This is a genomic window from Gilvimarinus gilvus, assembly GCF_030518155.1.
Lineage (GTDB): Bacteria > Pseudomonadota > Gammaproteobacteria > Pseudomonadales > Cellvibrionaceae > Gilvimarinus > Gilvimarinus gilvus.
In genome coordinates this window covers 1-458 of record NZ_JAULRU010000812.1, presented here as the reverse complement: position 1 = coordinate 458, position 458 = coordinate 1, and the positions used below count along the sequence as shown (strand labels likewise).

The following is a 458-nucleotide window of genomic DNA, read 5'->3' as shown; positions in this document are numbered from 1 at the left end:
AGCATCCAGATACGGCCTTTCTTAATCGTCTCCCGGGCATTTTGTGCTGAGATCTGAGCTGCGGCTTCGGTTTTATCGGTCTGGACTGCAACCTGTTGATTTAAATTGCCAAGCTCCTCCCTGATACGGTTAAGCAATAGCTCTCCGGATTGTAGTACAGCCCGTTCCTGACTGCGGATGGTAAACATGTTGTTGTCCCCCCGGGTCAGAAAAACGATATTTACTATGGTTTGTTTCAGAGCCTGGATGCCGCGTAAATTTCCAACCGCTTCGATATCCTGTTTAATCCGCATAATAATTTCATCGGAGTGGGTCTGGGTTGCGATCAGAGAATTGAGGTCTGGCAGATGTTGAGCCCGGTCTACTAAGTTAATCAGCAGGTTTACATCGGCCTTGATGCGGTACAACCGCTGTAAATCAGCATTTATCTTGCCCACTGCATCATTACCGAAGTTATT

Annotated in this window: 1 protein-coding gene; it reads right to left on the bottom strand. The window is 47.2% G+C overall.

Going from position 1 to position 458, the window contains the following annotated elements; genetic code table 11:
• Nucleotides 1–458 (bottom strand): hypothetical protein (locus tag QWI17_RS21610; protein WP_302724611.1); only part of this gene is annotated, 458 nt, incomplete at both ends.